This window comes from Hymenobacter cavernae, assembly GCF_014641455.1.
Lineage (GTDB): Bacteria > Bacteroidota > Bacteroidia > Cytophagales > Hymenobacteraceae > Hymenobacter > Hymenobacter cavernae.
In genome coordinates, this window is sequence record NZ_BMHT01000002.1 from 484469 (window position 1) to 509678 (window position 25210).

The 25210-nt window shown below is 57.2% G+C and carries 13 protein-coding genes; 9 read left to right on the forward strand and 4 right to left on the reverse strand.

The window, feature by feature from the left end; genetic code table 11:
- Positions 1 to 219: 219 nt before the first annotated feature.
- The 4 genes from IEX74_RS06535 (at position 220) to IEX74_RS06550 (ending at position 6069) form a co-directional block, all read left to right on the forward strand.
- On the forward strand, positions 220 to 651 hold the full coding sequence (locus tag IEX74_RS06535; RefSeq protein ID WP_188812285.1) for a ribosome-binding factor A: 432 nt from the start codon (positions 220 to 222) through the stop codon (positions 649 to 651).
- A 94-nt stretch (positions 652 to 745) separates the two neighbouring features.
- Positions 746 to 1555, forward strand: a complete 810-nt coding sequence (locus IEX74_RS06540) for a class I SAM-dependent methyltransferase (protein ID WP_188812287.1) — start codon at positions 746 to 748, stop codon at positions 1553 to 1555.
- Between the two features lie 157 nt (positions 1556 to 1712).
- Positions 1713 to 2942, forward strand: a complete 1230-nt coding sequence (locus IEX74_RS06545) for an FtsX-like permease family protein (protein WP_188812290.1) — start codon at positions 1713 to 1715, stop codon at positions 2940 to 2942.
- A gap of 172 nt (positions 2943 to 3114) precedes the next feature.
- Positions 3115 to 6069 carry a DEAD/DEAH box helicase gene (locus IEX74_RS06550; RefSeq protein ID WP_188812292.1) on the forward strand — a complete coding sequence of 985 codons (2955 nt, stop codon included), beginning with the start codon at positions 3115 to 3117 and terminating at the stop codon, positions 6067 to 6069.
- A 69-nt stretch (positions 6070 to 6138) separates the two neighbouring features.
- On the opposite strand, the gene IEX74_RS06555 is transcribed toward IEX74_RS06550, so the two are convergent.
- On the reverse strand, positions 6139 to 7302 hold the full coding sequence (locus IEX74_RS06555; RefSeq protein ID WP_188812294.1) for a putative sulfate/molybdate transporter: 1164 nt from the start codon (positions 7300 to 7302) through the stop codon (positions 6139 to 6141).
- 91 nt (positions 7303 to 7393) lie between these two features.
- Positions 7394 to 8509, reverse strand: coding sequence for a molybdopterin-synthase adenylyltransferase MoeB (gene moeB, locus IEX74_RS06560; protein WP_188812296.1), 1116 nt, complete (start codon positions 8507 to 8509; stop codon positions 7394 to 7396).
- 268 nt (positions 8510 to 8777) lie between these two features.
- Between moeB and fdhD the strand changes: the two genes are divergently transcribed.
- The 4 genes from fdhD to IEX74_RS06580 all read left to right on the forward strand — a co-directional run bounded on the left by fdhD (position 8778) and on the right by IEX74_RS06580 (position 13827).
- Positions 8778 to 9653, forward strand: coding sequence for a formate dehydrogenase accessory sulfurtransferase FdhD (fdhD, locus tag IEX74_RS06565; RefSeq protein WP_188812298.1), 876 nt, complete (start codon positions 8778 to 8780; stop codon positions 9651 to 9653).
- Positions 9654 to 9902: 249 nt separating this feature from the next.
- A complete protein-coding gene (locus tag IEX74_RS06570; protein ID WP_188812301.1) occupies positions 9903 to 10235 on the forward strand; it encodes a DUF7009 family protein in 333 nt (110 codons plus the stop codon).
- A 113-nt stretch (positions 10236 to 10348) separates the two neighbouring features.
- The gene (locus IEX74_RS06575) at positions 10349 to 12904 is read left to right on the forward strand and encodes an FdhF/YdeP family oxidoreductase (RefSeq protein ID WP_188812309.1); all 2556 of its coding nucleotides are present in this window, start codon (positions 10349 to 10351) and stop codon (positions 12902 to 12904) included.
- Positions 12905 to 13161: 257 nt separating this feature from the next.
- Complete coding sequence (locus tag IEX74_RS06580) at positions 13162 to 13827, forward strand: YceI family protein (protein ID WP_188812311.1); 666 nt, start codon at positions 13162 to 13164, stop codon at positions 13825 to 13827.
- Positions 13828 to 13981: 154 nt separating this feature from the next.
- On the opposite strand, the gene tamL is transcribed toward IEX74_RS06580, so the two are convergent.
- Together tamL and IEX74_RS06590 are read right to left on the reverse strand one after the other, a co-directional pair.
- The gene (gene tamL / locus IEX74_RS06585; protein WP_188812313.1) at positions 13982 to 16444 is read right to left on the reverse strand and encodes a translocation and assembly module lipoprotein TamL; all 2463 of its coding nucleotides are present in this window, start codon (positions 16442 to 16444) and stop codon (positions 13982 to 13984) included.
- 34 nt (positions 16445 to 16478) lie between these two features.
- Positions 16479 to 21608 (reverse strand): translocation/assembly module TamB domain-containing protein, encoded by a 5130-nt coding sequence (locus IEX74_RS06590; protein ID WP_188812322.1) that lies wholly within the window; start codon positions 21606 to 21608, stop codon positions 16479 to 16481.
- A gap of 393 nt (positions 21609 to 22001) precedes the next feature.
- Here IEX74_RS06590 and IEX74_RS06595 point away from each other — a divergent pair, with 393 nt between their 5' ends.
- A complete protein-coding gene (locus tag IEX74_RS06595) occupies positions 22002 to 24722 on the forward strand; it encodes a 4-alpha-glucanotransferase (protein ID WP_188812325.1) in 2721 nt (906 codons plus the stop codon).
- The last annotated feature ends 488 nt before the right edge of the window (positions 24723 to 25210 follow it).

Here is a 25210-nt window from a genome sequence, read left to right on the forward strand (position 1 = left end):
AACGTAGACCAACGGGAAAGTGGAAGAAGGCGCTGCTGCCGACACAAACCTGCTGATTAGTTCTGCTCGCACAAAAGTAGCAGACGAGGCGCTTGTTCCTCACTAGTAGCATGATTCTGCTTTCCTTTGCGCATCCTGCGTATAAAGAAGGTCGGCTTACGGCAGCCACTAACTTCCTAATTCTCTAAGGGCTTAATCCGCTATCTTTGTCCGCTCATTATGGAAAGTAAACGCCAGCAAAAATTCGCCAGTCTTCTGCAGCAGGAGTTGGCCACTGTTTTTCAACGCGACCTACCGCACTTGTTTCCGGGTATGCCGCCAGGCATCAGCACCGTGCGCGTAGCTCCCGACCTAGGGGTAGCCCGCATCTACCTGAGCCTGCTTTTGGCTACTGACAGCGACGCGATGCTGCGCGAAATCCGGGATAACACCAAGGAAATCAGGCTGGCGTTAGCCAAGCGCATTCGCCAGCAAGTCCGGGTAGTGCCTGAGCTGACCTTCTTCCTTGACGATAGCGCTACTTATGCGGCGCATATGGATCAGGTGCTGAGTGGCTTACACATTCCGCCTGCGCCGAAGGATGAAGACGAGCAAAGCCCCAAAGACGAGCCGAAGCGCCCCAAGCTCTTCGCCGATGAAGACGAACAGTGAGGTGGTGAAATGGTGAAATAGTGAGTTTTGTACACTGACTATTTCGCCGTCAGAACCTCAAACTCGCTATTTCACCATTTCACTATTTCACCACTTGTATTACGATCCGATTAAGAAGTCGCTGGGAGAGGTGTTCAACCGCACACCGTGGCTGCGACGCATCTTCTACCATCTGCTTGATTTACTGCTGCTTCGCACTTGGCACGTACACCGGGAACTGCGCGCGTGGGCCCAGGGCCGCCAGGATGAAGCGTTGAACATTCTCGATGCGGGCTCCGGCTACGGTCAGTATACCTATTGGCTATCGGGCATGAGCAAAAAATGGCATATCCTGGCCGTGGACGTGAAGGACGAGCAGATTGCCGACTCAAACCGCTTTTTCCGCCAACTTGGGCGCGTCAACGTGCAGTTCGCCGTGCAGGATCTGGTGCTATATCAGGAGCCCAACAGCTTCGACCTAGCTTTGTCGGTGGATGTGATGGAGCACATCCTGGAAGATGTGGAAGTGTTTCGAAACGTGCACGCTTCGCTTAAAGACGGGGGTATGCTCCTGATTTCCACGCCCTCCGACCAGGGCGGCTCCGATGTGCACGCCGACGGCGAAACCAGCTTCATCGAAGAGCACGTACGCGACGGCTACAACATCCACGAGATTCAGCAGAAGCTGCGCACCGCCGGCTTCGAGCGCATTGAGGCCCGCTACAGCTACGGCGAGCCGGGCCAGGTTTCGTGGCGCCTGAGCATGAAGTACCCCATCCTGATGCTAGGTGCGTCGAAGTGGTTCTTCGTGCTGCTGCCGTTCTATTACCTCATCACGTTTCCCTTCTGCCTGATCCTGAACACGATTGATGCGCGCATGAAACATGATTCCGGCACCGGCCTGATTGTGAAGGCGTGGAAGTAGACGTTTTGCCCGCCGTGGCGTATCTTGCTCCTGCGCTTGCCCAGATCACGAAGCACGCCTGCGCCGGTTAGAAGAATTTATACGCCGAGGCAGCTAGCGGTACAATTTTAGTTTAAGTAGTTAATAACCTATTCCTTTTTACGCGTCCGCGCGCCGCATGAACGTTCCGCTGCTCATTGCCCGGCGTTATTTCTCCTCCAAGAAGAAGCGCAATATTATCAGCATCATCTCCAACATCTCCATGATCGGCGTGGCGGTGGGAACGATGGCGCTTATCATCGTGCTATCCGTGTTCAACGGGCTGGAGGATCTGGTGCGCACGCTCTACGGTAAGTCGGACCCCGATCTGGTTATCTCCGCCACCCAAGGCAAAGCATTCGAGGTTTCGGCGCCATTCCTGGCTAAGCTGCGCAAAACGGCGGGCGTAGCTCTGGTAACGGAGGTGATTGAAGACAACGCCCTGTTACAATACCACGACCGGCAGATGGTGGTGAAGATGAAGGGTGTAAGCGAGAATTTCTACGAGCAGAGCAACATCGATTCGGCGCTGGTAGAGGGCAGCCACCAACTGATACGTAATGGCGAGGCATATGCTTTACTGGGCGCCGGCGTGCAGCACGAGCTGAGCATTGCACTGAACAACCGCTTTGCGCCGTTGCGCCTGCTGTACCCACGTAACACCGGTAAAAAAGCGCTTTCGCTTAACCCGGAAAATGCTTTTAATGAGCAAAGTATCCTAGCTGGCGGCGTTTTTCTTATTGAGCAGCACATCGACGATAGCTACATTTTTGTACCGATAGAATTTGCCGAAAGCCTGTTGCGCTACGGCAACAAGCGTACGTCGCTGGAGGTGCGAATTAGCAACGATAACAGCATTTCGGATGTGAAGGAAGTGTTGCGCTCCGAGCTAGGTTCTGGCTTCCGGGTGCTCGATTCGGATGAGCAGCACGTAAGCCTGCTGAAGGCAATTAAGGTAGAGAAGATGTTCGTGTTCATCACGTTCGCCTTCATTCTGCTGATTGCTTCGCTCAACATCTTTTTCTCGCTATCGATGCTGGTGATTGACAAGCGCAAGGACGTAGCCGTGCTGATGGCAATGGGTTGCACCCGGCGAACCATCCGCAACATATTCTTATTTGAGGGTGCCATTGTCGCGCTGGTTGGTGCCTTGACGGGGCTGGTGCTAGGCGTCGCCATTTGCTGGCTCCAACAAACGTTTGGCCTCGTATCGATGGGTATGGCAACGAGCGTGGTTGACTCGTATCCGGTGAAGATGCAGTTCCTGGACATCGTCCTGACTGCCGTTGCTATCATCGTGATTACCATTACAGTATCAATCCGCCCGGCGCTGGCGGCGGCGCAGCAGGACCTGCGCGAAAATCTGTAGACAACAGAAGTAAATAGCTCCGTAAATGGCCTTTGATTATCAATTTGGTAGACAATAGCCCTGTTTACGGCCGTAGCATGTTACTATTTGTAGATTTACTTTTACTTTATGATAAATAATATAGTATTTAGTATTTGTCCTTACTTTCAGCTTCGGATTATATACGCTATTTATGAAGGTCTCTACTTCTCAGCCATTTCAGATCGTTTATTCGCTCCTGGAGCATGAATATCTGGGCTACCTTTTTGAGTCGTATGTAGTGCAGCGCAACTCGCGCGGACAGCTCACATTACAGCACCAAACGGTATCGGCGAAGAACGCACCTGAGTTTGCGAATGGCCTTGATGAAGTAGATTTTGAGCTAGTTGCCCTTACCGACCAGATTCAGCAGGACGCCGTTATTAAAGAGTTCTGGCCCAAAAAGACAACCCCAGCCGACTTCTTTCTGAAGATATACGACGCCGATAAGGGCGATAAAGGGCTGCAGGATGCCATCTGCCGCTACGTGCAGGAGCGCATGAGCCAGATTCTGGAGCGGCTGACGGGTAAGTACGTGTTCATCATGGGTAAGGACGGCGAGCCGACCTGGCGTGAAATCGGGCTGGCTGCCGAACCGGCATCGGTGCTCTTCCATTTTCGGCGCAACGAAGACAGCACGCACTACTTTCCTACGATTCAATACCAAGGCCAAAAGCTTGATTTTCAGTTTAAAAACGCCGTGCTGGTGTGCGTACATCCGGCTTGGCTGCTGCTGGACAATCTGCTCTACAACTTCAATAAAGATGTGGATGGCAAAAAGCTTCAGCCATTTTTGAACAAGAAATTTATCGTGATTCCGCGGCAGGTAGAGGACAGCTACTTTCAGCGCTTTGTGGCGCCGCTGGTGGAATCGTTTGATGTGCATGCGCGCGGCTTCGATATTCGCTCGGAGCGCTACATTGCCCGGCCCCAGCTTACCTTCTCCGACGCGCCGCATGCCGTAATTGTGGCGGAGGAGGAGCGCCGGCCTACGGCCGGCCGGCCGCGCACCACCGAAGCCGTAGCACCCGCCGTTTCCGACCACATCCACTTCGATCTGTCGTTTCGCTACGGCGACCATACCGTGCCCAATAACTACGATAAGCGTGTGAGTGTGAAGCTGGAAAAGACGCCAGAATCCTATGTCTTTCACCGACTTATCCGCAACTTCGACCAGGAGCAGGAGAGCATCCGTGAGTTGGCTGATCGCGCCCTGGAAGTGCGGAACGGCCGGGCCGTGATGGAAAAAGCCACCGCTTTTCGCTGGCTACACAGCCATGCCGAGGACCTAGCTCGCCTAGGTTTTACGGTGAAGCAAGGCACCACTTCGGGAAAGGATTACTTTATCGGGGCCGTCACAGTACAGGTCGGCATCACGGAAACCAACGACTGGTTTGACGTGCACGGCACCGTTTACTTCGGCGAGTTTGAAGTTCCTTTTATCAAGCTCCGGCCGTATATTCTGAATAAACGCCACGAGTTTCGGCTGCCCAATGGTCAGATTGCGATTATTCCGGAGGAGTGGTTTACGCAGTACCTGGAGCTGTTTGCTTTTGCGGAAGAGCAGCAGCAAACGTTAACGCTGCGCAAGCACCACCTGGCGCTGGTGTCGGACTTGCAGAACGGCAACCTGGCTACCGTCACGATTTCGCGGAAGCTGGAAAAGCTCCGGGGCTTTGAGGCGGTAGAGGATAAGCCGCTGCCGGCTAGCTTCCGCGGGGAGCTGCGGCCGTACCAAAAGGCAGGCTACAACTGGCTGCACTTCGTGAAAGACTACCATTTTGGCGGCTGTCTGGCCGACGATATGGGGCTTGGCAAGACCGTGCAAACGCTGGCGCTGCTGCTGCACCGCAAGGAAAGCGGCGAAGCGGGCGGCGCGGCTTCGTTGCTGGCAATGCCTACCTCGTTGGTATTCAACTGGATGAGTGAGGCGTTTAAGTTTGCTCCTAGCTTGCGTCTGCTGATTTACACCGGCACTTACCGCGACAAGAACGTGGAGCAGTTCGCGGGCTACGACGTGGTGCTGACCAGCTACGGCATCGTGCGGCTGGATGCCGAGCTGCTGCGCAGCTACCACTTCGACTACGTGATTCTGGATGAGTCGCAGGCCATCAAGAATCCTAGCTCTACGACGTCACAGGCGGTACGCGGGTTGAAGTCGCGCCACCGCCTGATTCTGACGGGTACGCCGGTGGAAAACAGCACGATGGATCTGTGGTCGCAGATGTCGTTTATCAATCCGGGGCTGCTCGGGTCGCAGGCGTTTTTCCGCAAGGAGTTTCTGAAGCCGATTGAGAAAAGCAAGGATGAAGCGCGCACCCGCAAGCTGCACGCGCTGATTAAGCCTTTCATCCTGCGGCGTCATAAGGCGCAGGTTGCCACTGAGTTGCCGTCTAAAATTGAGAACATGAGCTACTGCTCCATGACGGACGAGCAGGCGCAGTGCTACGAAGAAACCAAGAGCTACTACCGCAACAAAATCCTCAAAAATATCGAGGAGCACGGCACCGCGGGCACCCAGTTTATGCTGCTGCAAGGCCTGACCAAGCTTCGACAGATTGCCAACCACCCGCGCATGGCCGATGAAGGTTACGAAGCCGAATCGGGCAAGCTGCGCGAAGTGATTCGCATGATTAAAGGTGTGGTGTCGGAGAAACACAAGGTTTTGGTGTTCAGTCAGTTTGTGAAGCACCTGGACATCGTGCGCGATTCGCTGGATGAGCGGCAGATTGCGTACGCTTACCTGGATGGCAACACCCGCGAGCGGCACCGCGAAGTGCAGCGCTTCCAGGAAACAGACGACCTGCGCGTATTCCTGATTTCGCTGAAAGCCGGCGGCGTGGGCCTCAACCTCACCGCCGCTGATTACGTGTTCATCCTCGACCCGTGGTGGAACCCCGCCGTAGAAGCGCAGGCCGTCGACCGCGCCCACCGCATCGGACAGCAGCGCACGGTGTTCACCTACAAGTTCATCAGCAAGAACACGGTAGAGGAGAAGATCTTGGCTCTTCAGAACAAGAAGATTCAGCTTGTTACCGATCTGATAACGACCGACGAAGCTATTATTAAGAGCTTGACCAAAGAGGATATTGAGGAGCTACTAGGGTAAGCAGCATGACAATGTCAACGAAGGCGACTGTTCGCAAAATACTTCGCTCTACTCCGCACTAGGTCAACGTTATCTACCTAGGCCGACCCAACCGCGCTGCATGGCATAATACACGAGGCAGCCAATAATTAGCCCTACCAGATAGCCATACGGCAAGCCGCTGCACAGTAAGCCAACGAGCAGCGCTACTACCAAATCAGGGCGGGAGCCGGCAATGTCGCGGAGCAGGGCAGCCAGGGTAAGCGCTTCAAACAGCAGCAGCGTACCGAGAATCGGCAGCGGAAAAATCTGGACGACTTCGCTGAACCCTTGGCTGAAAAATAGACCTAGGATCAGAAACAGGCAGCCGTACAGGATAACGGAGCCGCCCGAACGCGCCCCAAACGTGTAGTGCCCGACCAAGCCGCCGGAGCCGTGGCACACGGGAAAACCACCGAGAAACGGATTCACCAGATTCATCAGCGCGTAGGTGAAGCTGATCTGGCGGATGGTGATGCTGCGCTCGGGAAAGTGGTCGTGGAGAACCTGCCTGGTGGCCAGAATGGAGTTGCCGAGCGACAACGGAATCTGCGGCAGCGCCAGCAGCACGGCCCCCGTGATGATGTCGGCGCGGGCAGGCAGGTGCCAGCCGGGTAGGTGAAACGCCGCTGCTTTTTGGGCCGTGGCCAGGTCGAGCTTGAAGAGCAAGCCATAGCCGATACCTAGGGCAATGACCAGCAAAGCGGCCGGCCAGCGCCGATTTCCGAGTAAAACGACTGTGATGACAAACGCCACCGCGGCCAGCACGTAGCCACCCAGGCCATCGGCGGGCACGTATTGTTTTAGAGCTAGCGTAGCTAGCTGGAGCGCCAAACCTAGCTGAATGCCCCGAATAACGGGCTTCGGCACGAAGCGCGCCAGTGCGTCAATCAGGCCGGTGGTGGCCAGCACAAACATGCTGACGCCAATAGCCAGCCCGCCACCCAGGATAACGCGGCCGGGTATTTTGTTCGCAATAACCAGGGCCGCAAAGGCTTTGAGCGGCTGCACAGGCATGGGCAACCCGTACCAGCACCCCGAAAACACCTGCATCAAACCGAACATGATGAGCACGCCGGCACTATCCAGACCCGAAGCCGCAATGACGCCGATGATCAGCGGCAGATCCGTGCCTAGGTCGCCGAAAGCGCCGGCCAGCTCGTTGCGGTCGAAGCGGATGCGACGGGCGGGTGGGGCAGGAGCGGTAAGCGGCATTGTAGGTGGTGTTGTAATCGTGGGCTTGTCTCTGCCTAACAAGTAGATGGCTTATGGAAATGAGGGAATTGGCCGAAAGGAAAGCTAGCTTTTATGCTACGGCGGTTTCCATAGCCGGATCTACTTCCGTTGCCCAGGCCCGCAAGCCCCCCGTTAAGTTTATCAAGTTATCAAAGCCAAACTTTTCCTGCAATTGCTCCAGGGCAGCCGCGCTCCGCCGCCCGCTGCGGCAGTACACGACTACCGGATGATGGCGCGGCAGCTCCTCGACCCGTTCAGAAAGGTAAGCCAAGGGGATGAGCGTAGCGCCGGGCAGATGACCTAGCTCGTACTCAGCTGGTTCGCGCACATCGAGCAGGAACGGCGGCGTATCCGACGCAAGCTGCGCCTGTAGCTCCGTAGCCGTGATTTCGCGCAACGGCGGGTGGCACAGCTCGGCATAATCAGCAGCGTTGGCAGTGTCGAGGTTGATTATTGCCCGCTCGGGGTTGTGCGGAAAGCGCAGGATGCGCGTCTGAAAGCTCAGGGCATCGAACAGCCACAGGCGGCCGCGCAGCACTTCGCCCAGACCTAGGATTACCTTCAGCGTCTCGGTGGCCTGGGCGCAGCCGATCAGGCCGGGCAGCACGCCGAGCACGCCGGTAGCGTCGCAGTTGGGCGCTTCATTAGCCGAAGGCGGCTGCGGAAACAGGCAGCGGTAGGTAGGGCCGCCCTGGTAGTTGAACACCGAAACCTGCCCTTCAAACTTGTAGATAGCCCCAGAAATCAGGGGCTTACCCAGGCTGACGCAGGCATCATTCAGCAGGTAGCGCGTGGGGAAGTTGTCGGAGCCATCGACCACTACGTCGTATTGGGCTACCAAGTCGCGCACGGCGGCCAAGTCGACGCGCTGCGGATACACTTCGCAGCGCACGGCGGGGTTGATGCGCTGCACGGCGCGGGCCGCGGCTTCGGCTTTGGGCTGACCTAGGTCGGCATCACCGAAGAGCACCTGGCGCTGAAGGTTGCTGATGTCCACCTGATCGGGGTCGGCGATGCCGAGCGTGCCCACGCCGGCCGCTGCCAGGTATTGTAGAATTGGGCAGCCCAGGCCGCCAGCACCCACGACCAGCACGCGGGCGGCGAGCAGTTTCTCCTGACCAACTTCCCCGATTTCGGGCAGCTGCAAATGGCGGCGGTAACGCTGGCGGTCGGTAGTGGAAAGCAATTTCTGAGGAGTTGAGTGTTGAATTGGCGGTTCTTGCGCCGTGGCAATCGGTACGGCTGCTCTCTAAACTTACTTCTGGTTATAAGGTTAGGTTATAGCAGCGCGGATAGCAGAAAGATGTAGCGCGAAGCTCCCGCTTCGCGTATCGTTGAACGATTACGTTAGCAAGACCTAGGTGCCAGTCGTTCAACGATACGCGAAGCGGGAGCTTCGCGCTACATCGTGCTGTCAATTCAACACTCAACATTCAAAACTCAACATTCCAAAAATGGCTTCCCCCGTTTTTTTGCCAGCAGCCAGCTACGACTACGCCACCGTGCAGCGCGTAAAGGGTGAGCAGGTCGTGACTGAATCGGATCTGGTGGCGGCCGAGGAGCCGCTGGAAATCAGGCTAGGTTTCGGACCGATGGGGCAGCGCGAGCACCGCACGCTTTCCGTCACCATGCGGACGCCCGGCCACGACTTTGAGCTGGCCGCGGGCTTTCTGCTCACCGAAGGCATTATTCAAAGCCGCCAGGACCTGACGGGCATCATCTACTGCCCCGACGTGGAAAAGCCGGAAGAGCGCGAAAACGTGGTGCGTGCCGAGCTGGCGTCGTCTGTGGAAGTTTCTATGCCTAGGTTGGAGCGCCATTTCTATACCTCGTCCAGCTGCGGCGTATGCGGCAAAACCAGCATCGACGCGGTGCAGGCGGCTTCGTGCCCGGTGCTGCCCACCGATGGCCCGTTTGTGGCCGCCGAGCTAATTCATGAGCTGCCGGCCCGGCAACGGGCGGCCCAGGAGCTGTTTGAGCAAACGGGCGGCTTGCACGCCGCCGCGCTGTTTTCACCCAACGGCGAGCTGCTGCTGCTGCGCGAAGATGTGGGTCGGCACAATGCCCTGGATAAGGTAATCGGGGCGGCGCTGCTCCAGGAATGGCTGCCGCTGCACAACTGCATTTTGCTGGTGAGCGGCCGGGCTAGCTTCGAGCTGGTGCAGAAAGCCGCCGTGGCCGGCATTCCGGTGCTGGCCGCCGTGGGCGCCCCCAGCAGCCTGGCCGTGCAGGCCGCCGCCGGCTTCGGCATGACGCTGCTGGGCTTTGTGCGGCAGCAGCGCTACAATATCTACTCCGGTTCGTGGCGGATTAAGTACAATGAGCAATGAGCGCAGGTGCAGTAGGAACGCGCCACGGCGCGTTCTGGTCCGGGAGATGTGCCCATAGGAGGTGCTAGCGGCATCGTTCAACGACGAACGCGCCGTGGCGCGTTCCTACTGCGCTTCGACATACTGCCGAACGATGAGCAATTATCTCACGCCGCGTTGATATCCTTTGCGCCTGCCTTGCGTACCTCACATTTGTGCATTGTTCATTACTGATTGTTCATTGCTCATTGATAATTGTTCATTGCCAACATGAAGCTCCGCATTGAAGACAATACCCTGCGCCTGCGTCTTTCTGAGGAAGAAGTACAGGAATTCGGCCAGAAGGGCCGGGTTTCCGTCACCGTTAAGCTAGGCCCGAAGCCCAGCGACCAGCTAGTATACTCCCTGGAACATTCGCCCAACCCCGAAGCAACAACGCTGAAAGTGGTGTACGCCGTAGGGGCGCTCGATGTGCAGGTGCCGCGCAACCTAGCCGCCGAATGGGTCAGTACTGACCGGCTCGGCTTCTCCGATTCTATTGCCGTAACTCCCGATCAACAGCTGCGGGTGCTGGTCGAAAAAGATCTTGACTGTAAACATTAATTGAAGGAGCCAGCAGTGAGAAGCTAGGAGAACGATCTATCTTCTACTTCTCCCTCCCAGCTTCTCACTCCTCACCACCCTCCTAGCTCCTCACCTCACCCCAGCTCCTAAAAATGGAAAAGTCTCCCGCTCAAGAGCCCGATAAAAGTGGCAAAACCAATGAGCAGACCGTCACCAACAACGTGCCCGTGAGCGGGCAGCGACCTGATCAAGGTGCGGCGCCCACCAACGACCATTATGACAACGGTGGCAAAGCCGATGCCGACAAACGCATTATGGAAGCTCCTGATACCCTAGGTGCCAAGCACAAATTTCCGGTACTGGCCCAGCCGCCGGAAGATTTTACCGGCCTGAAGCTAGGTAAGCCCTTCAAGACGGCGGCTGGGGTAGAAGCCGTGCTGAAATCCATGCAGTTTTCATGGGGCGAAGCGGGTTTGGTGCGTGGCACGCACGCGCTTACCAAGCTCAACCAGAAAGACGGTTTCGACTGTAGCTCCTGCGCCTGGCCCGACCCCGACGACCACCGCTCGGTAGCGGAGTTCTGCGAAAACGGCGCGAAAGCTACCGCTTCCGACACCGACCACCGCACCATCGGCCCCGACTTCTTTGCCCAGCACAGCGTAGCCGATTTGTCGCGCTTCACCGACCGCGACCTGAACAACGCCGGCCGCATCACGCACCCGATGGTGCTGCGCCCCGGCACCACGAACTACACGCCCATTTCCTGGCCCGAAGCGTTCCAGATCGTGGCGGATGAGCTGAACGCGCTGAAATCGCCGGACGAGGCGGCGTTCTATACGTCGGGGAAAGTGCCTAACGAGCCGGCCTACGCCTATCAGCTTTTCGTGCGGGAATTTGGCACCAACAACCTGCCCGACTGCTCCAATATGTGCCACGAATCGAGTGGCGCGGCCTTGACGAATACTACCGGCCTAGGTAAGGGTTCGGTGACGCTCAACGACTTCTACGAGGCCGAGGTCATTATCATCATGGGGCAGAACCCCGGCACCAACCACCCGCGCATGCTCACGGCCTTGCAGAAAGCCAAGCGCAACGGGGCCAAGATTATTGCCGTGAACCCGCTAATGGAAGCCGGCCTGAATCACTTCAAGAACCCGCAGGACTTCATGAACCCGCTGCGCGCCATTGGCACGCTCGTGGGCGACGGCACCCAGATTACGGACCTGTGGATACAGGTGCGGGTGAACGGCGACATGGCCGTGCTGCGCGGCATCACGAAGTATCTGCTGGAAGCGGAAGCCCTTAACCCTGGTCAGGTTATCGACTATGACTTCATCAAGCAGTACACGGCGCACTACGATGAGTTTCTGGCTGAAATTCAGAATACCAGCTGGGAAGATATCGAGGAAATGAGTGGCGTGCCGCGCCAGCAGCTACTGGAAGCCGCCAACATCATTGCCCCAAAAAAGAAGATCATCACCTGCTGGGCCATGGGCCTCACGCAGCAGAAAAACGCCGTGTACAGCATCGGCGAAATCGTGAACCTGCACCTGATCAAGGGCGCAGTCGGTATTCCCGGCGGCGGCCTGTGCCCGGTACGCGGCCACTCCAACGTGCAGGGCGACCGGACGATGGGCATTTGGGAAAGACCTAGCCCCGAGTTCCTGGATGCGCTGGAAAACGAGTTCGACTTCTCACCCCCGCGCGAGCACGGCCTGGATTCTGTAGAATCGGCCAAGGCTATGCACGACGGGCGCATCAAGGTGTTTATGAGCATGGGCGGCAACTTCCTGTCGGCGATGCCCGATACGGAGTTCATTGCCGAAGCCATGCGCAAGCAGCGCCTGACGGTGTTTGTGGCCCCGAAACTCAACCGCGGCCACCTCGTGACCGGCGAAACGTCTTTGCTGCTGCCATGCCTGGTGCGCTCCGAAGTGGATATCCAACGCACGGGCCAGCAGTTTATGACTTGCGAAAACTCGATGGGCGTGGTGAGCATGTCGAAAGGCATTCTGAAGCCCTTGGAAGGCGACATGCTGAGCGAAGTGGCCATTGTGTGCGGCATTGCCCTGACCACCCTAGGTGAGCGGACCAAAACTAACTGGGTAGCCATGACGGAGAACTACGACGTCATTCGCGACCATATCGAGCGGACGATTCCCGGCTTCGAGAAGTTCAACGAGAAGGTGCGGCACCCCGGCGGCTTCTACCTGCCCAACGGCCCCCGCGAACGGAAGTTCACGACCGACAACGGCAAAGCGAACTTCACCGTGACGGAGATGAAGAAGCACACGCTGGAACCCGGCCAGCTGGTGCTGTTCAGCCTGCGCAGCCACGACCAGTTCAACACCACCGTGTACGACTACAACGACCGTTACCGCGGCGTGTACGGCGAGCGGCGCGTCATCTTCATGAATCCGCGCGACATGAAGGAGCGCGGCATCAAGGAGCGGCAGCTGGTGAACATCACCAGCCACTTCGAAGGTCAGAAGCGGATGGCCGAGCGCTTCGTGGCTATTCCGTACGACACGCCGAAAGGCAACTGCGGCGCCTACTACCCGGAGATGAACGTGCTGGTGCCCGTCGCCAGCGTGGCCGACGTCAGCAACCAACCGACTTCTAAGTGGGTGGTAGTCACGGTGGAGCCGGTGGCTGAGATTCTGCCGGAAGGCGCTACCAAGGCCGAGCGCATCGCGGTGCCGGCCTAGGTTTCCTAACGAAGCATTGACAACAAAGCCCTTCTGCTTGATGGCGGAAGGGCTTTGTTGTGCCTTTGTTGGTGCAAATACCTAGGTTATAATAGCTTGTGGTTCTTTATGCGCGTGTCGCACGGGCGTTCAAAAATCTTTGTGTTAAATAGTAACATATAATTATTTGTTTGTACATTGTTTCGAAAATAACTGTACCTTGAAGCAGTTGATAATCAATACTTCCCATCTGTTCACCCAATTTTCCTATTTGACTTATGAAAATCCTGCTGCCCTTGTTGCTGGCCGGAGCAATGTTCGCCGCACCAGCTTCCGCTCAACGTATGGCTGCCAAGAAAACGGCGGCTGCTTCGACCACAGCTGCTAATGCCGTCTACAAGCTCGATCCGCAGCTCAGCACCCTAGGTTGGGTGGGGAAAAAAGTAACCGGCCAGCACAACGGCACGGTGCAGTTCAAGGAAGGGGAGATGCTGGTGAAAGGCAACCAGGTAGCCGGCGGCACCTTCGTCGTCGACATGACCACGATTAAGGACGAGGACATTGCCGACGCGGGCGGCAACGCCAAGCTGGTCGGCCACCTCAAGTCCGACGACTTTTTCAGCGTGCAGAAAAACCCGACGGCTACGTTCAAAATCACGAGCCTGACGCCGCTCAAGGAAGCCGACGCCGGTGACAACAACATGACCGTGACGGGCGACCTGACCATCAAGGGCATCACCAACAGCATCAGCTTCCCGGCGAAAGTGGGCGTGAAAAACGGCCTGGCCGCCGCCAGCGGCACCGCCACCATCGACCGCACCAAGTACGATATCAAGTTTCGCTCGCAGTCTTTCTTCGAGAACCTAGGTGACAAGGTTATTGACAACGACTTTACGATGAGCTTCAACGTGATAGCCAAGCAGAAAGCAGTGGCGCAGCAGTAGGGTTTGGTTAGCTGTTAGCTATTGGCTGCTAGCTGTTGGCTTTTGCAGAATGTGCAGCAGAAGTACCTAAAAGCTAGGTCTAATAAAAAGCAAAAAGCCGGGTCACATGCGTGACCCGGCTTTTTGCTTTTTGAGCATAAGAACAACCCACATATTAGAAAGGATAACCAATGGCAATGTTCAGCTTGGTGGCTTCCCAACCCGACTTATTCTTTGTGTATTCGTAATTCTGAAGGGGATTATTAGGGTTCGGCACAGTAAAGTCCACGTTCTGGTACGGGTAGCGCAGCGGGTACGCCGCATCCAGGCGAATAACGAAGAACTGCACGTCGATGCGGATACCCGCACCGGCGCCCACAGCTAGCTCCTTGAGGAAGCTATTAAACTGAAATTGACCATTCTTACCATCTGGCACGCCCTGATTATTTTCGCCAGCAGTGTAAGTTACACGGCTGGGGTCGGGGTTGCGCAGCCACACGTTGCCGGCATCCACGAACAGCGCGCCTTTCACGTAGGGAAACAGATCCTGGCGGTATTCCACGTTACCTTCAATGCGGATGTCGCCTACCTGGTCGTAGTAGCTGTTGTTGTTGTTTCTGTCACTGTCACGGGCGCGGTAGGTGCCAGGACCGACACCGCGAGCATCGAAGGCGCGCACGCTATTAGGGCCGCCAACGCCGTACTGCCGCAGATAAGGCATCACGTTGGAGTTCTGATAAGGAAGGCCGGCTCCGATGAGCAGGCGCGTGGCAATCTTATTGCCGCTGGTAGGGTCGGAAGAGACGCGGTAGTAGTTACGGAACTCCAGGTCGACTTTGGTGTACTGCGAATATTGCTGCCCAAATAACGCATAAGCACTTCTGCCGTCGGGGTTTTCTACTTTAGGCGCGCCAGCCAGGCTTTGCAGCAGATAAGCTAGGTTGCCGGATACTTCCAGGCCGCCGCTGAAGTAAATCTGGTTGCGGCGCTGCTCCAGCACCTGCTGGTTGTAGGTGTAGCGGTAGCTGGTGCCCAGGATGAACTGCTGGCGGAAGCTATTGGCCAGGAAAGGACGCTCTTCCAGGAGTCGTGCGAAGGTATCTTCCGTCGCTACGCGAGCATATTGTAAGTCAATGGGTTGAAACTGCTGCTCGTTCGTAATTTTGGTTTTCCAACTGTAGCCGTACCCTAGGTTGTAAACGGTCTGCTGAAAGTAGTCGGTGCGCAGCACGTACTTGAACCCGGCATTGAAAAAGGTGCGGGGCTGGAAGTCGGAGTTGATCAGGCGAATGTCGAAGGGTGGCGTAATCAGGCGCGGCACCAGCAGCTGCGCATCAATCCCGTACTGCGTCGAAGTGACGCCTTTCAACGTTCCTCGACCCGTTTCCAAAGCTGCATTGGCATTAATCAGCAGCTGCTCCGCCCCGCGCAGTGCCGAGCGGTTACGGTACTGCAACACAAAGCTAGGTCCGGCCAGAATGCTGGACGTGTTCATCTGCAATTCCGCCCGCAACGACTTTTTCGGCACCTGCGTCATGCGCACCGTCGCGTTCAGGCGCCCGTAGCCAGCCGAGTCGTTGGCTGCGCCGCCCCGTGCCGGCCGGTAGCGGATGTCCACGAACTTAAACGTACCTAGGCTCATCAGGCGGCTCAGCGTCTGGTCGGAGCGCCGCCGCCGGTAGACGCTATCGGGGTAGATGAACACGGCGTTGGTAATGGCCTTGGCCCGGAAAACCGACTCGTCGGGCACGTAGCGGAAGCCGCGGTACATGATGGGCCGGGCATTGGTGGCCGTATCCTGGAGCGAGTAGCGCGTGTTCAGCGTCACCTGGTTCAGGATGTACGGCTTGGCGGCGCGCGGCGTGATGGTCTCTTTTACCGTCAGGTACACGTTGGCCTGGTTGTCCAGCGTGCTGTCAACCTTGAATAGAATGTAATCGGCGGAGAAGAAATAGAAGCCCTGGTTTTTGAGCGCCGCGTCGATGCGTACCCGCTCGTCGATGAAGGTTTGCAGGTTATAAGAGTTGCCTACTTTCAGCAGCGAGTTCGGCTGCGTGGCCACAATGGCGCGGTTGAGCAATGTAGTCGGCTCTGGAAAGTGCAGCTCCTTGATAACGTAAGGCTTGTGCACGGTAGCCGTGTAATCCACGGAAGCCGCCTGCCCATCGATCTGCACTTTGCTGCTGACGGTGGGCTTGAAGTAGCCGCGGTTATTCAGGCGGTTGACCATCAGACCTTTCACCTTGTTGGTGTCGACCTTGCTCAGGAGCACGGGCTCTTCGCCGTACTTGTCGGCCAGCCAGTGGCCCAGGCCTTTGGTCTTGCCCTGACCTAGGTGCCAGAAATAGATCTTGGGCCGAATGCCGAAAAACGAGGTGTTGGGCTTGGGCGTGAGCACACCTTCCAGGTCGCTGACGATGGCCGATTCGTCCTTGATCGGGCTTTCGGATTTCACCTTTACGGTGCTGCCGGTGTAGAGCTTGGCACCTTCGGGAATGTACTTCAAGCCCGAGCAGCCGGCCAGAAAGCCAGTGAGCAGCAAGGCCGCCCAACGGCCAGGCCGCGCCAGGGGAGAGCCAGCGCCGGCCGCTACGCTCCGCAAGCGAAGCATGTGCATAAAGGTATGCTTGTCAATCATTTGTTAAAGAAATTACGGCCAACCTAGCTCTCGCTTAGCGGCCTGAAGTAGTAGCATGGCTTGCCGTGCGCATGGAGTCGCGGCGAGTCGGAGTAGCTACGTTCTTGACGGAATCCTGGGTGGCTTTCTTCTCCTGCTTCTCGCGCTGGCGGCCTTCCTTGCGCTCGTTTTTCAGGTTCTTGTCGACGCCCTTGAAGAGGTCAGCCAGGTTCTGGTAATCGCGCTGGAAGATGAGGGAAGCGCCGTTGCGCACGTACTGGCCATCGATGTCGCCGTAGGCGTTGTTGCGGTAGGCGCGCAGGCGCAGGCGGCCATTGGCCAGAATGTCGTATTCCACGCTCACGTCGCCGGCGAAGCTGCTGATGCTCTGCTGGCCCTGCGAGGTTTGGTTGCCGCCGCCCGCCAGCGGTACATCGGTGCCTAGGCGTACGGAAACCCGGTCGTTGAACAGCTGCCGGCGCACGGCCACGTTCAGGTCGGTGCGCGTCTTCTCGGCGCCGGACGAGAAATCAGCCTGCGAGTTGACCCCTAGCTCTACCCCTAGGTTGGAGAGGTAGCTGCCCGTCAGGTTGTTCAGCTGCTGCGTGAGCACCTGGCTGGCGCTACCGCGCAGCTGCTCGTTCACGAGGCTGCCGCTGCTCGACTGGAAGGGGTTATCGGCCAGGAAGCGGTTCAGCACCAGCAGCGAGAATACCTGCTTGTTCAGGGCATCGGCCTGGCTAGGTTCGCGGAGCTGCGCCAACCTAGCTTCGATCTGGTCGCGGGCGTTGGAGCGGGCTTCTTCCGGCAGCTTGATATCGAAGCTGATAGCCGGTTTCAGCAGCTCGCCCTGCACGTTCAGATACACCTGGAAAGGCAGCGTGTTGCGCACCGTCGGGTCGTCCAGCGTCTGGCCCTGGCTGGCAATCAGTTCGGCCGGCGACGTGCGCACGTTGTAGATAGCCGACACGTTGGCCTGGCCGTTGTAGGGGTCGCCCGACCACGTAATGGTGCTGCCCTTGGCAATGTCGAAGTCGCGCTCGGTCAGGTTGTAAAGCGACATGTGGTAGTGACCCTGATCGACGGTCAGGCGGCCGCTGAGCGTGATGGCGCCGGTCTGGTCGATGGTCGTATTCAGGGTGCCGTTCGCCTGCACCTTCAGGTTGTCGCCCGAAACGGGGTCTACGAGAATAGTAAACGGCGTGGCATCCGTGACGGTGATGGTGGCCGAGACGTTGTAGCCACTAGCCGTTTGTGCGGTAGCTAGGTTTGTTTTGCGGGCCAGCATGGTATCGAGCGGCGCGCTCATATCCACAAACTCCACAATACCATCACTTTCCACCCGGCCCGCTTCGTCGTTGGGCACCACTACCGTCAGGTTCGAGGGCTCTACTATCGTGGCCGTGGTGCGCACCACCGGCAGGTTGAGCGTGCCCGTGATACGCGTATCCGAGTCGACCACCAGCTTGCCGTAGTACAGCGGATTCTCGCGGGCTGAGCTTTGCACCGCAATGAAGTCGTTAGTGACGGCACGCAGCTGGAAGCGGTAGTTGTCGATGTCGACGTAGTTTTTGGTGAGAATGTAGCCGTCAATCACGGCCTTGTTGCGCAGCGAATCTAGGATGGTAAAGTCGTTGAACGCAATGCCCCGATCATCCAGCGTGATGCTTTCATTAGGCAACGTGAACGGCGAGCCAAGCTGCGTAAGCGTAAAGCCCGCGTCGTTGGTGTTCACCTGACCACGGATGATAGGAGCACTAGCCGTACCCGTCACGGCAAGCTGCCCGCTCAGGTAACCGCTCATCTGCGTCAGCTGGCCCGCGGAGAACGGCTCGATAATGTTCACGTTGAAGCGAGCCAGGTTCACGTTCATATCCAGGTTGCCGTTGGCCAGGTAAGAGCCGGTGGCGCGCACGTCGCTGTTACCGGGGCCGCCGGTCAGACGGGCATCCACGAGGTAGCGGTCGGCGCTCGGGTTGGTGGCGTTCAGGGTCAAATCGCCGATGGGCGTTTTGTTGTAAGCAAAACCTTTCAAAGCTAGGTCGGCGGTGAAGGCCATGCGCGGCTGCCCAATGGCGCGTACCACCGCTTGCCCGTTCAGAATACCGCCATACAGCGAATCTTGCTGACCCGCGGCCGTAGCCAGCATGTTCAGATCGAGGTTGCCGAGGCGAGCCTGTAACGGATACTCCGCGCCGGGGAGCGTTTGCAGCTCAATGAACTGGTTACCTTGGCTCAGGCGCACATTGTTGGCCCGAATAGCACCACTCGATAACGTGTACGCAATCTGATTATCAGGCCCAACCGTCCAAGCTTGGTTGTTCAGCACCAGCTTGGGGTCGAAGCTAAAGGCGTACGTGTTGGCATTGTTCAGTACTTGCAACACGCCCGCTACGTCGAGCATGGTAGCGCTATCGGCTTCCGCGATGCGCAGGTGCGTGCCTACTTTGTTGTCGGCAATGCTGCCCGTGAGGCTAGGATTGGGTAAGCGTAAGCTGGTATCCTGCGAAGCTTGCCGCAGCCGCAGGGAGTAATCCAGCTTCTGCGCATCGGACTTAATGTTGAGCCGCGTCGAATCCAAGCGGTAGCCGGTATAGATGATGACCGGAATGCGCGAGTTCACCGTCAGGTTAGCGGCGCGGCTGTCGAAGCTGCCATCCAAGCTAAAGGGCGAAATCTGCTTGAGCCCCGGCACCAAGCGCGATACGAGCTGCGAATCCAGCAGGGCAACGCTGAAGTCAAAATTACGCGCCGGGCCACCAGGCCGGAACCGCACGCCGGGCAGATCGAAGTAACGATCAATATGCTCCTGCAAAGCTGTAGCTACGTCGCCGAGCGCCGTGTTACCAGCTAGGTTGGCCTTCAGCAGATTTGAGTTGAAAACCAACTCTGTGCGCCCCGGCCGTTGCACCAGGCTGCCGCCCAATGAATCCAAGGCAATCGGCACATTATCACGCACTACTACCACGTTGCGGCCCGAGAACGTGCCGTTGATGGTGTTGGCGCTAGCGCCACTTAAATCGGCCGTGAGGTTGCCTTGAACGCGCAGGTCGCCGCCGGTATAGAAACCTAGCTTTGTTAGGTTAGCGCCTTGCAGGTTCACGTTGAAGGCGTACGCCGGTACGTTGGCGTTTCGCAGGTTCACGGTGCCGTTCAGGTCAAAAGCTAGGTTCGGGTCGCGCCGGCTCTTGGCGGCTATCACGTAGCGGTTGCGGTCGATATTCACCGTAGCGGCAATGCCGCGGTAAGTATAGTTCTGGTAGCGTGCGCTTTGAACAGTTGCTACCAGCTTGCCGCGCATCGTTGCCGGGTCGAGGCCGCGGCCATTGAAGGTGCCACTGGTCGTTACTTTGCCAATGGTCGGGTCGCGCAGCACCTTGCCTACGTCAAACCCTTGCACGTTGAAACGGGCCGTAATCGGCTCCTGACCCTGCGGGCCCGAGCCCATGTTCACGAAGGCCGTGGCGTTGCCGTACGTAGTGTTTACTTTCAGATCGGTATCAAACACCATGGCCGTGGGCCGACCTTTAAACGTGCCCGAAGCGGCAATGCGCGGCGGCAGCGAGTAGCCGGTCGGAATTGTGCCTTTCGGTACCAGACTGCGAATATCAGCGTCGGAAGTGGTGAACTGCCGGATGCTGAGGTCGGTGTACAGGCGGCGGTCAACTTCCGGCAAACCCTGAATCCGGCCGCTGGCTTTGAGCGTGGTGTTGCGGAAGCCCACGAAATCGAGGTTACGCACCCGGAAGTCGCCCACGCGTCCGTTGATCAGGCCGCTCACCAGAATGGATTGGTCGGGGCCGGTGGTGAACGGCGGCGTGCTGGCTAGGTCGGGTGCCAAGTACAGAATGTCGCGAAAGCCGAGGCGCGTCTCGCGCAAGTCACCTTCCAAACCTAGGTTCGGAATGTCATCAGCAATGCCGCTCAGCGACTTATAGCGCATGGCCAACGTGCGGCGAATGCGCGTGTGCGGCGTGATAAGATCTAGGTTATCCAAGCGGGTTTCCACCGAGTCGAATACTACGTCGGCTTCAGTGTGCTCAATCTCGAAGCCGCTTTGCTCTTTACCAGCCAACTCGTTTACGCGGCCAGTAGTGCGGTTTTCGGAGTAGAATAGATTATCGGTGTTGAGCTTAAGATCGGTGAACTTCAGGTGATTGTAGTCCATAGCCGGTACGCGGGTGCGCTGCTTCGGCTCGTCGAAGTTATCGAAAGCCACAGCTAGGCTGCTCACGTCCGACTTCTTCAGCGTCACGACCCAGCTAGCTTCCTGGCCCGTCGCTTTTTCCACCGACTCATCTAGGTCGCGCACCGCTTGGGCAGGGTTTACCAGGCGCTTTTCAGTCGGTACGTTTTCATTCTGGGCGTAGGCAAAGCTGCTGTTGCGCAGCGTTAGCGTGTTCAGGTCAACCCGCGAATTAATCAGGTCGATATTATCCGCTGTGATTTCCGCCGCCCCGATCTGGGTATTAATGTATTGCGCCGACGGGCTGTTGCGATATGTCAGACTCACCGTGTCGAGGTTGGCTTTATTCAGGCCAAAGGTGAGCGTGAGCGGCTCGCTGGCAGCCGTGTCGGGCGGGGCGGTTTTGCTCTGTGTGATATTGATGCCCGTGCGGCTCAGCTTGGCGTTATCTATCTTATAGATAGACTTATCCACATCTACCTCGTCCATGTTCACGGCTAGCTCGCCCACGCGGCCGCGCACATTCATGCCTTCCACCTGGTCGTCGTAAGTCAGGAAGATGTTGGTCAGGCGCGCATCGCCGATGTTGTACTTGAAGCCGCTGCTGGTGGTGTCGGCGGGCGTGGTCGTGGTGGTGTCGCCGGTGGAGAAGGCGTTGACAATGAAGTCGTAGTTGGAGATGCTGTCGGGCTCGGTGCGCTTGATGTGCACGGTGCCGTCGTTCAGCTCCACGGAGCTAACGTTGATCTGCGACTTGGTCAAGGCCCACAGGTCAATATCAACACCTAGGTGACCGACCGCCAGGAGCGTATCCTGCTGCTGGTCTTCCAGATAGACGTTGTCTAGGGAAATGGCATGGCGGAAATCCGTCCGGAATTTACCGATGCGAACCTCCGTGCCGAGCTTCTTGTGCAGGTAATTCTCGGCTTGGCGAGCGGCAAAATCCTGGGTGGCCGGAAACTGTAGTGCCACTACTACACCCACGATGAGTAGGAGCACAAAAGCAACCAGCCCCAACACGATGTAAAGGCCGCGACGAACGTATGTAGATGCAGTACTAATGGCGCAGATAGGCTAAGGTTCAGTGGAGCCAACGAAAAACGGGCATCAGAAGTTATGCTTCTGAGCTAGATACTTATGCTTCAGCTTATTGTTGAGTCGGGAGTAATGCCAACAAGCTGTTATTGTACCATTGCATCGACTTGATTTCTTCGAGATAAGGTGGTTTTGGAGCCGTACCTGTAGCGCAGACTACAACGTCCGCGCTATCCGTAGCCCAATGCCAGCAAAGCTGTGCTAGCCAAAAACAGACTTCAACTACGCCTTTTCGCCGGTTTTCACGTACCGCAACCAGCGTCTGCTATCTTTCCGCTCGTTCCGATTTGTTTGTCCATGATTCTACGCTTTTCTCTTCCTTACCGCACCGCCTGGGGCCAGCGCCTGCTGGTATGCGGCTCCGAACCAACCCTAGGTCAGTGGCAACTCGACCAGGCCTTGGCGCTTCAATACGACGAGGCAAATGGCCGCTGGCACCACGAAATCACGCTGCCGGATGCGGCTGCCGGCACGGTCACCTACAAGTACATCCTGATGGAGCACGATACGCCGCAGTGGGAATGGGGACCAAACCGCACCATCGACTACGATGGCCAGCAATACGAAACTATTGAGCTGGAAGACTACTGGCGTCCGCCCGCTCAGCCTGAAAATGAGGTGACTACCGCCGCTTTCACCCAGGCGCTGATGCGCCGTGCTGGTAGGGCTAGATCTGGCAGCGAGGCTGTAGGCAGCGGCCCAACAGTGCGCTTTCAACTGTTGGCGCCACGTGTCGACACCAACTACCAAGTGTGCGTGCTCGGCTCCGACTCGGCCCTGGGTGCCTGGGATGCCAGCCAGGCGCTGGTGCTCAGCGATGCACACTACCCGACCTGGACGGCCGAAGTAAACCTAGCTCAACCCGACCAAACTACCCGCTACAAGTACGGCATCTGGAACCCCGAAACGCGCCAGATCGTGGAGCTGGAGGGTGGCGACGACCGCCTTATCACGCCGCTGAATGATGAAAAAACCTTGCGGGTGCTGGCCGATGAGCGTTTCCGCTATACCACCGGCAACTGGCGCGGAGCGGGCGTGGCAATGCCAGTGTTTTCGTTGCGGAGCCAGCGGGGACTAGGGGTAGGCGAGTTCCCCGACCTGAAGCTGCTCGTCGATTGGGCCGTGAGCACCGGCTTAAAGATGGTGCAGGTGCTGCCCATCAACGACACCACCGCTACCCACACCTGGGTCGATTCGTATCCGTACGCGGCTATTTCGGTGTTTGCCCTGCACCCGCAATACCTGAATCTGGAGGCAGTAGCCGAGCTGGCCAACTCCGCCCACCAGCAGGAGCTAGCCCAGCTGCGCACCGAGCTAAACGGCCGCGACTTCGTGGACTACGAGCCGGTGATGAACGCCAAGTGGAAGTTCATCAAGCTGTTATACCAACAGGAAAAAGCTAGGTTTCTGGCTGATCCGGCGTTTCATGCGTTTCGCGAAGAGCAGAAATCCTGGCTGGTTCCGTATGCCGCCTTCTCCGCGTTGCGCGACCGGTTTGGCACGGCCGACTTCCACAAGTGGCCCGAGGAGTACCGCACGCCAAACATAGCCGCCGAGCTTACGGGCGAAGACCAGCCGGACTTCGACGAATTTGGCCTGCACTTCTTCACGCAGTTTCACCTCGATAAGCAGCTGCGCGATGCCGTCGAATATGCTCGCAGCAAGGGCGTGGTGGTGAAAGGCGACCTGCCCATCGGTATCTATCGCCACTCTGTGGATGCCTGGACCCAACCCGAGCTGTACCACATGGACCGCCAAGCCGGCGCCCCACCCGACGACTTCTCACTCACGGGTCAAAACTGGCGTTTCCCAACCTACAATTGGGAGCAAATGGCCGAAGATTGCTACGCGTGGTGGAAGCAGCGCATGGGGCACCTGTCGCGCTACTTCGATGCGCTGCGCATCGACCACATCCTAGGTTTCTTCCGGATTTGGGAAATTCTGGGGCACTCTGTAGAGGGACTGTTAGGTCATTTTGCGCCGGCTCTGCCCTTGCACCGCCACGAGATAGAGCAGCGCATCGGCTGGTTCGATTACGGCCGCTTGTGCGAGCCTTACATCCGTTGGCACATGCTCACCGATATCTTCCGGGAGCAGACGCAGGCTGTGTATGAAGAGTTTCTGGATGCTGTCGACCACGGTATTTTCCGCCTAAAGGAGCATGTACGCACCCAGCGGCAGATCGAGGAAGTATTTGAGCAGAAGATCAAGGACGACCCTAGCAACGCCGAGCATTACCGCTGGCTGCGCACCAACCTCTATAAGCTCCCGAACGAAGTGCTGTTCGTGCCCGCCGAGGAGCCGGACTTTTACCATCCGCGCATTACGCTGCACCTAAGCGTGTCGTTCCGCGAGCTGGATGAGCACACGCGCCACCGCCTCAAAGACCTCTACGACGACTTTTTCTACCGTCGCCACGAGGAGTTCTGGCGGCAGCAGGGTCTCGTGAAGCTGCCGCCCGTGCGCTATGCCACCAACATGCTCATCTGCGGCGAGGACCTAGGTATGGTGCCCGCCTCGGTGCCGGGCGTGATGCGGGAGCTAGGTATGCTGGGCCTGAACATTCAGCGGATGTCTTCTGACCCCAGCGTCGAGTTCGGCAACCCGGCCACTGCGCCTTACTTGTCCGTCGTCAGCCCAGGTAGCCACGATATGAGCACGTTGCGCGGTTGGTGGGAAGAAGACCGCACCCTGACGCAGCGCTTCTTCGAGCACCAACTCGGGCACCTTGGCAAGCAAGCACCTTACGAGTGCGAGCCGTGGATTATCCGCGAAATCTTGGCGCAACACCTAGCTTCGCCGGCCATGTGGGCCATCTTCCCATTGCAGGATCTGCTGGCGCTAGATGCGCAGGTGCGCCGCGCTAATCCGCAGGAAGAACAGATCAACGTGCCCGCTAATCCGCAGCACTTTTGGAAGTACCGTTTGCACTTGCCTCTGGAAGAGTTATTAATACAGCAGCAATTACGTACTGACTTACGCCAGTTGATGCAGGAAAGCAGCCGTGGCGAAGCGTAGCTTACGCTAAGGTTAATTATATAGCACGTCGGTTAATTATATATAACGTCGGCCCAACTAGGGCTTGCTAGCAGAAGTAGTGCTGGCAAGCCCTAGTTGGGCCGACGTTCTATATAAGCAACTAGTATGATTTTGCCGTTATTTTTGATTATTCGTATAATAGTTGATTTTCGTAGGGTTTAACTATTGTTTGATCGAAAAAATCATCCAATTGGCTTAATAGTGCATCAAATTTGATAAGCATTTCCAGAATCAGGAATTGGTTTCTTGATTTTGGAAGATGCTTATTGATTTATTTTTGCACTTAGCGATGATTAAATTTTTACGGCTGCTCAGTTTCTTGTTGATACTGATACCAGTGAGTGTTTGGGCAGAAGGCTCTAAGCAGCTCACACCAAACCGCAACCCAGGCGCGGCTTTGACTGACCCGGCTAACACACGTGCCGGCTACTTAGAGCATGACGCTAACCTGGTAGGTGCGGCTTATG

Bases quoted from the DNA above. Each gene is read 5' to 3' on its own strand.
- IEX74_RS06535 (WP_188812285.1), top strand. From the start codon at position 220: ATGGAAAGTAAACGCCAGCAAAAATTCGCCAGTCTTCTGCAGCAGGAG.
- IEX74_RS06545 (WP_188812290.1), top strand. From the start codon at position 1,713: ATGAACGTTCCGCTGCTCATTGCCCGGCGTTATTTCTCCTCCAAGAAG.
- IEX74_RS06550 (WP_188812292.1), top strand. From the start codon at position 3,115: ATGAAGGTCTCTACTTCTCAGCCATTTCAGATCGTTTATTCGCTCCTG.
- IEX74_RS06555 (WP_188812294.1), bottom strand. From the start codon at position 7,302: ATGCCGCTTACCGCTCCTGCCCCACCCGCCCGTCGCATCCGCTTCGAC.
- fdhD (WP_188812298.1), top strand. From the start codon at position 8,778: ATGGCTTCCCCCGTTTTTTTGCCAGCAGCCAGCTACGACTACGCCACC.
- IEX74_RS06570 (WP_188812301.1), top strand. From the start codon at position 9,903: ATGAAGCTCCGCATTGAAGACAATACCCTGCGCCTGCGTCTTTCTGAG.
- IEX74_RS06575 (WP_188812309.1), top strand. From the start codon at position 10,349: ATGGAAAAGTCTCCCGCTCAAGAGCCCGATAAAAGTGGCAAAACCAAT.
- IEX74_RS06580 (WP_188812311.1), top strand. From the start codon at position 13,162: ATGAAAATCCTGCTGCCCTTGTTGCTGGCCGGAGCAATGTTCGCCGCA.
- tamL (WP_188812313.1), bottom strand. From the start codon at position 16,444: ATGATTGACAAGCATACCTTTATGCACATGCTTCGCTTGCGGAGCGTA.
- IEX74_RS06595 (WP_188812325.1), top strand. From the start codon at position 22,002: ATGATTCTACGCTTTTCTCTTCCTTACCGCACCGCCTGGGGCCAGCGC.